The sequence below is a fragment of the Neoroseomonas soli genome (assembly GCF_018129065.1).
GTDB lineage: Bacteria > Pseudomonadota > Alphaproteobacteria > Acetobacterales > Acetobacteraceae > Neoroseomonas > Neoroseomonas soli.
In genome coordinates, this window is the sequence record NZ_JAAEDM010000067.1 from 20801 (window position 1) to 27615 (window position 6815).

Sequence of the window (6815 nt, forward strand, 5' to 3'; positions counted from 1 at the left end):
TGCCGCGCCCCACGAGGCGGGTGCACGGCCGCGCGCGGCCTGCTGCACCCGCTTGTGGAGGGGAACGCCCCGACTCCGGGACGCGGTGCTCCTGCTCGGACCGCGACCGCCCGCCGCGCGAGGCCGCATCGTACATGGGCAATCGCCTCCACGAGTCCGGCAGGAGCGCAGGGGCCCCGGAAGACCGCGTGCGGCCCTCCGGCCGCTACGAGGCCTCGCAGGCCGCCCGATGGAGATCGGGGGTGAGTTGGCGGCCCCTCGCGCCTCCATGTGTACCGGCGCTGTCCTGGCGCCGCGATCAGGCCGCCGCGCGAGCATGACAGTACCAGGGCATCACTAACGACGCGCTGTCGAGCTACGCCGATATGGGCCGTTCGGACGCCTGACCACACAGGCACGCCGGATTGCACCGGCTCTCGGGCTTGCAGCGGCAGTCTGCGCCGCAGGTGCAGGCGGGGCCGCAGCCGCAGGCCGCGTTGGCGGCGCTCGGGCAGGCGCAGCCGGGGCCACAGTTGCAGTTCGGGCCGCAGGAGCAGTTGGCGTTCATCGGATCCTCTCCGTGGTTGGTTAGCGGGCGGAACCTACCCGGAGGAGACGTGGGCGACTTGAACGTAGCGGCTACTCCACGCGTAGCGAGGACGGCATGAGGCCGAAGGTGCGCCGGAAGGTTCGGCTGAGATGGGCCGAGTCCGAGAAGCCTGCGGCGTGGGCTGCCTCGGTCAGCGACTGGCCCTTGGCGAAGGCGGCCACCGCGCGGCCGAGGCGCAGCCAGAGCAGGTAGCTGCGGTATTGCAATCCCGTCTCCTCGACGAACAGATGGCGAAACCTGTCGGGAGAGAGCTTGGCCAGGTGGGCAGCCTCCTCGAGCCTCGGCGGATCATCGAGGCGCAGGCCGAGCATCCCGATCACGCGCGCCACGCGGGCATCCGGCCGGTCGCGCGGCGAGCCCGGCCCACCGAGCCGGGCGACCACGGCCCGTGCAGCGGACTCCATCTCGGCGCCGTTGCGGCCCCTGATCGCCTCCAGCAAACCGGCGGCCGTGTGGCCGAGCAGTTCTGGATCGATGGCGACAATTGCCGCCTCCCCGCAGAGCCGGCTGATAGCGCGGCCCTGCAGTGATTCCGGCTCGACGAAGATGAGCGCGACCGTGGCATCGACGGAGAAGGCATGCGGCTTGTCGGCGGCCACCACCGCCGCGACGGTCTCGGCACCGAACCCCGCCTCGGGGCCGCTGAGCCGGAACCCGCCGTCGAGGCCGAGCGTGATCTGGATGGCGTGGTGCGAGTGGACGTCCGTCGTCATCGCGGCACGGCCAGCCCAGAGACTGCCGCCCTGCCAGACCACGATCTGCCCGGCAGCCGTGTACCCCATCCCGATCCGGTCCCTCCCTGCGCGTTTGCATGTCTATCTCAGACGTCCGGCCGATCGGCCAGCCTCGATCCGTCGCGAGGGGAGCGTCAGGAGCCGCGATGATCACGGCGCGCACACGGTCGAGGTGATGTGGAGCACTGGTGCCCGCGCCCGCAACTTCCTCCTGGCCTTCGGGCTGATCGCCCAGAAGTTGGACATGCCACCGAACGTGGTGCCGATGGATGCGGTGCGCTCCGGCGGCGCACCATCCACAACCGCCGGTTCAGGGCCGCCTGCAGATCTCACGGACGCAGCCACGCAGCCAGCGATGCGCCGGATCGGCATCCAGGCGCGGGTGCCACAGCAAGGAAACCGTGAAGGCGGCCACTGGGATCGGAAGCGAGAAACTGCACAGCCCGGCCCGCAGGCTTTCGGTATGGCGCTCAGGCACCGTAGCAATCAGGTCGCTACGCCGCGCCAAGACCACCGCCGTCGAGAAGCCACTGACGATGGTGGCGATCTCCCGCGTCAGCCCAAGCGGCTCCAGGGCCTCGTCAATCGGACCACGGTCCAGCCCCTGCCGCGAGACAAGGATGTGCCTGCCGGCTGCGTAGCGGGCGGGCGTCATCTCGCCCTGGCTCAACGGGTGCCCCGCGCGCACGACCCCAACGACGCGATCCTCGAACAATGCCTGGGTGCGCACCTCCGGTCCCATCACCTGGCCCACGACGCCGGTTTCCAGATCGGCTGAACCATCGCGGAGCGGCGTGCTCTCCCTGTCCGACTTCGTCACGAAGCGCAGGCGCACGCCAGGGGCTTCCCCAGCGAGGCGTGCGATGAGATCCGGCCCGAAGTTCTCCGCAAACCCTTCGCTCGTCCGGAGCGTGAAGGTGCGGACCAGCCGGCTCAGGTCCAGGGTGTCGGCCGGGCGTAGGACGGCCTCCGCCTCCTGCACGAGTTGGCTGACCCGCCCCCGCAACTCGATTGCCCGCGTCGTGGGGACGAGACCGCGCCCAGCCCTGACCAGCAGGGGGTCGCCGGTCGTTTCGCGCAGCCGCGCCAGCGCCCGGCTCATGGCGGAGGGGCTGAGCCGCAGCCGCCGGGCAGCGCGCGCGACGCTGCCCTCTGCGAGCAGCACATCGAGGGTCGCAAGCAGGTTAAGATCGGGCGCCGACATTCTCCGACCATACCAGGGTCGGCCTGTGATGTGGCGTCAGATGCACGAATGAAGTGCATATCGTGCGCATTCCGCCACCTATCGGGCTGGACTACCTCGCCGGAGTGAAATCCGGATCGAGGCCGATCATGACGACAGCACGAGACGCGGCGGTTGCAGCCGTTCCAGAACAGAGCGCAGCAATGCGATGGGCGCTCGCCAGCCTTTCGCTATGCATGCTGATGTCGTCGCTCGGCACCAGCATCGCCAATGTCGGCCTGCCGACCCTCGGCGAGGCGTTCGGTGCCTCCTTCGCGCAGGTCCAGTGGATCGTCCTGGCCTACCTCCTCGCCTCCACCACCCTGATCGTCGGCGTCGGACGACTGGGCGACATCGCTGGCCGCCGAACCCTGCTGCTGTCCGGCATCGCCCTGTTCACAGTGGCCTCTGCCCTTTGCGGTGCGGCGACGACGCTCCCGCTGCTGATCGCCGCCAGGGCTCTGCAGGGCCTCGGCGCTGCCATCATGATGGCCCTCTCCATGGCCCTCATCGGCGAGGCGGTGCCGAAAGCCAGGACAGGCAGCGCCATGGGGCTACTCGGCACAATGTCCGCCATCGGGACAGCCCTTGGCCCGTCGATGGGTGGGATGCTCATTTCGGGCATTGGCTGGCACGCGGTCTTCCTGATCAACCTGCCGCTCGGCCTCGCCGCCTTCCTTCTCGCATATCGGTGCCTGCCGGCTGATCACGCGGTGCGAAGCACCGGCCGGGCGCAGCTCGACAAGCTGGGAGCACTGCTGCTGGCCTTGGCGCTCGCGGCCTACGCGCTTGCCATGACGACCGGGCGCGGCGGCTTCGGCTTCCTGAACATCGTTCTGCTGTCAGTCGCCATCGCCGCAGCGGGCCTCTTCGTGCTTGCCGAGACGAGAGCGGCGGCGCCTCTGCTCCGCCTGGCGATGTTCCGTGACGCGGTACTGAGCGCCGGCCTCGCCATGAGTGCTCTCGTCTCGACGGTGATGATGGCGACGCTGGTCGTCGGACCCTTCTATCTCTCGCGTGCGCTTGGCCTCGAGGCGGCGCAGGTCGGCCTGGCCATGTCCGTGGGCCCGCTTGTTGCTGCGTTGGCCGGCATGCCGTCCGGGCGCCTTGTGGACCGCTTCGGTGTCCGGCGAATGATCACAGTCGGGCTCATGGGAATGGCAACGGGCGCCGGGGCTCTCTCCCTGATGCCCATGTCGCTGGGGATCTCCGGCTACGTAGCGCCGCTACTCGTCATCACCGCTGGCTATGCGCTGTTCCAGGCGGCCAACAACACTGCCGTCATGGTCGATGTCCGCCCCGACCAACGCGGCATCGTATCTGGCATGCTTAACCTCTCACGCAATCTCGGGCTCATCACGGGAGCCTCGGTCATGGGCGCGGTCTTCGTGCTGGCAGTAGCCACGGCAGACATGACGGCGGCACGTGCCGAGGACGTCGCGACCGGCATGCGGGTGACCTTCGCTGTTGCGACGATGCTGATCGTGCTGGGGCTCGCCACTGCAGCCGCTGCGCGCCACATGTCAGGGCGACCAACAACGCCCGCAGATCCGTCTTGAGTGCCATGTTCGTCGTCGAGTGGCTCAGGCCGGTGCCAGGCGACCGTTCCAGTCGCACGGCAGGCCCAGAGCCCCTGGTCCCACGCATAGAGCCCGAAGCGCCGCCAGCCCTGCCAATAGGGCTGCCATTCCCCCTCGCGGTAGATCAGCCCGAGGTTCACCAGCACCTGGCCGTCGACGCGCATCGCACCGGAGGCAGCGCCGGAGACGCCGCGCATCGGCGCGTCCCAGTTCGAGACGCCGCCGGTGATGTAGGCGCGCTGGTTCCCGTAGGGCGGATTGGTGAAGAGCAGCGCCGCGTGATCCATTCCCATGACGCGGGCGACCGTCGCCGCGTCGGTGCCGTCGCCGCAGAGCAGGCGGTGGTCTCGCCGAGCAGCCAGAGGTCGCCCGGCTGGGTGACGGCCCGGCCCGGCGGGTCTGGCTCCGCATCTGCGGGATCTTCATTCGGCGCGGCGCCATACGGGTCGGGCTGGTAGGAGCCGGTTCGGAACCGCTGGCAATCGCTGGCGCCGGCAGGTTGCCGACCTCGGTTTCCAGCCCGGTCAGCAGGCGCTCGATCTCCGCGCCGTCGAAGCCGGTCAGTGCCAAGTCGACGCCGCCCATCTCCTGCAGCTTGGCGACCTTGGCCGCGAGCAGCGCCTCGTCCCAGCCGGCGTTCAGCGCGATACGGTTGTCGGCCAGACGATAGGCGGCCTTCTGGGCCTCGGTCAGGCCGGTGCGGATGATGGTAGGGACCGTTTCCAGTCCGAGGGATTGCGCGGCGAGCAGGCGGCCGTGCCGGTGATGAGCTCGTCGCGATCTGCGCCACCTGCTCGGCGGAATGTGTGTGCGCAATGCCAGCATAGGGCAGCAACGCGGCGACCGCGCGCGCCTCGACGGCGCTCGCAGCCCACGGGGCCTGAGGCATCTGCACCTGCGTGATGGTGGAATGGTGGCCGGCGCGGCTGGCAACACGCGACGCTGGCAACCTGGGAAACTGGCCGGGCGCTAGAAACCTTGCGCGCTTCCGCCTCCCGCATATGCCGCGCCCAGGAAGGATCCTGCGGCTCGCGAGCCACTGCCTCGATTGAGCGACGCTGTGGCTGGCGAGCCGCGGTGCAAAAGGCTGCACCCGCAATTCGTCATCGTGGCGAGAGTCTACGAGATGCGGACTCCGCTCCGCCAGCGGGTGAATTGCAACAGCGCGGAGCGGCCGTCGGACGCTGTCTCAGCGCTTCGCAGCCTTGCGCTTGGCCTTCTTGAGACCGCTCAGCGCCGCCGTCTTCAGCGCCGGGCTCGCCTTGAATTTCACAGTCGCACCTGCCTTCACGGGCACCTTCTCACCCGTGCGCGGATTCAGCGCCGTACGCTTCGGCGTCTCGCGCACAACGAAGGCGCCGAAATCGGGAATCGTGAAACGGCCGCTCGCGACGATCTCGCCTTTGATCGCCTCGATGATGTCGCCGGCCAGCTTGGTCGCCGCGACGCCGGACAAGTCGGTGGAGTTTGCGATGACCTCGGTCAGGAACTTCTTCGACACGAACTGGATCTCCGTTGCAGATCGCGTGCCATAGCGAAGTCAAGGCAGACTGTCAGCAGCGATCGCGGCGTCCCCGCGCTGGCCCCGCCGTTTACATGGCGTCGCGTGCGCGCTCCACCGCATCACGCGTTGCGACCAACGCTGCCAATGTGACGCCAGCCTGCTTCACCGCAGCCGCCTCGTCGGGATCGACATAGGACACCTGCTCCTCGGCATCGACGACACCGGACGCCAGCTGCTCGTGCAACTCGTCGAGGCGGGCCTTCACATCAGCCGGATCGGCATCCGCCTCACCAAGCCATTCATCGACGATGAGCTCGACCTCACGCGCCATGCGGTTCGGCTGACTACCGCGCGCCGCCATGGTCTGCAGGCGCACCAGCGCCGCATCGAGAGGGCGTGTCGCTGCCCGGCGACGTGCTGCCATGACCATCCTCCGTTCGGAGCGGGCAGGCTATCATGTTCTTGTATTGTTCTCAAAGGGGCAATAAGCGTTCGCGTGCCCGACGGAGAGCCGCCCCGCCTCCCTCCGCCGTGGCTGAGCGTCTCGACGCTGGCCGCCGCGCGGGTTGCACGGCGACCCTCGATCCCTTCAGCAGGGTCGACACCAGCAAGGCGGTGCACGACGCCATCCTGGCACATCACCCGGCCCTGCATTTCACGCTGATCGGAGAGGTCGCCGCCTTCGTGCTCAGCATGGAGTGACCGGCTCACGCCGCTCGCCGGACCGGCACCAGGCCATAGACCGCGGCCATGACGCCGAGTGCGGCGACGAGCATCGCTTCACCCGCATCAACCATCCCTGGGCCAACGGCCAGATCGAGCGGATGTACCGCACCATCAAGGACGCCACCGTCAAGCGCTTCCACTGCGACAGCCACGACTACCAGCCAAAGCGCTTCGCCAGCTCGATGATGCCGGCCGTCAGTCGGGCCTCGGCTGCTTTCGGCTTCGCGTCGACGGGATGCAGACGTATCCACTCATCGACACGCCGTCGCGGACGCGACGGCTTCTACTTGAGTGACGGCCTCCGCCCGGCGAAGCGCAATTCATTGCTCCCATGCCGCCGCGCAGGCCGCCTATGCTGCGGCGCAATGATCCTGCGCCCGCCCACCTCCTTCGCCTTGGAAGCCATGCTCGATGCCATGCTTGCTGAGGGGCAGGTATCGCTCAATTGGCTCCTGGACCG

6 protein-coding genes and 1 pseudogene are annotated in these 6815 nt (G+C 68.5%); 3 read left to right on the top strand and 4 right to left on the bottom strand.

The genetic code is table 11. The features are described 5' to 3' along the window. Positions 1 to 618 precede the first annotated feature (618 nt). Both GXW76_RS19365 and GXW76_RS19370 read right to left on the bottom strand, forming a co-directional pair. The gene (locus GXW76_RS19365) at positions 619 to 1371 is read right to left on the bottom strand and encodes a helix-turn-helix transcriptional regulator (protein ID WP_211863746.1); all 753 of its coding nucleotides are present in this window, start codon (positions 1369 to 1371) and stop codon (positions 619 to 621) included. Positions 1372 to 1633: 262 nt separating this feature from the next. Then, positions 1634 to 2527: a LysR family transcriptional regulator gene (locus GXW76_RS19370; protein WP_211863747.1), complete on the bottom strand. Its 894-nt coding sequence runs from the start codon at positions 2525 to 2527 to the stop codon at positions 1634 to 1636. A gap of 128 nt (positions 2528 to 2655) precedes the next feature. On the opposite strand from GXW76_RS19370, the gene GXW76_RS19375 reads away from it, so the two are divergent. Continuing rightward, positions 2656 to 4104 (top strand): MFS transporter, encoded by a 1449-nt coding sequence (locus GXW76_RS19375; protein ID WP_211863748.1) that lies wholly within the window; start codon positions 2656 to 2658, stop codon positions 4102 to 4104. A 1210-nt stretch (positions 4105 to 5314) separates the two neighbouring features. Here the strand turns inward: GXW76_RS19375 and GXW76_RS19380 are convergent. After that, positions 5315 to 5626 carry an HU family DNA-binding protein gene (locus tag GXW76_RS19380; protein ID WP_211863749.1) on the bottom strand — a complete coding sequence of 104 codons (312 nt, stop codon included), beginning with the start codon at positions 5624 to 5626 and terminating at the stop codon, positions 5315 to 5317. Positions 5627 to 5717: 91 nt separating this feature from the next. Then, positions 5718 to 6053, bottom strand: coding sequence for a hypothetical protein (locus GXW76_RS19385; RefSeq protein WP_211863750.1), 336 nt, complete (start codon positions 6051 to 6053; stop codon positions 5718 to 5720). A 107-nt stretch (positions 6054 to 6160) separates the two neighbouring features. Between GXW76_RS19385 and GXW76_RS19390 the strand changes: the two genes are divergently transcribed. Both GXW76_RS19390 and GXW76_RS19395 read left to right on the top strand, forming a co-directional pair. Continuing rightward, entirely contained in the window at positions 6161 to 6331 is a 171-nt protein-coding gene (locus GXW76_RS19390) for a hypothetical protein (protein ID WP_211863751.1), read from the top strand. 56 nt (positions 6332 to 6387) lie between these two features. Continuing rightward, positions 6388 to 6510, top strand: a pseudogene (locus GXW76_RS19395) (IS481 family transposase); the annotation flags it as partial. Between the last annotated feature and the right edge of the window lie 305 nt (positions 6511 to 6815).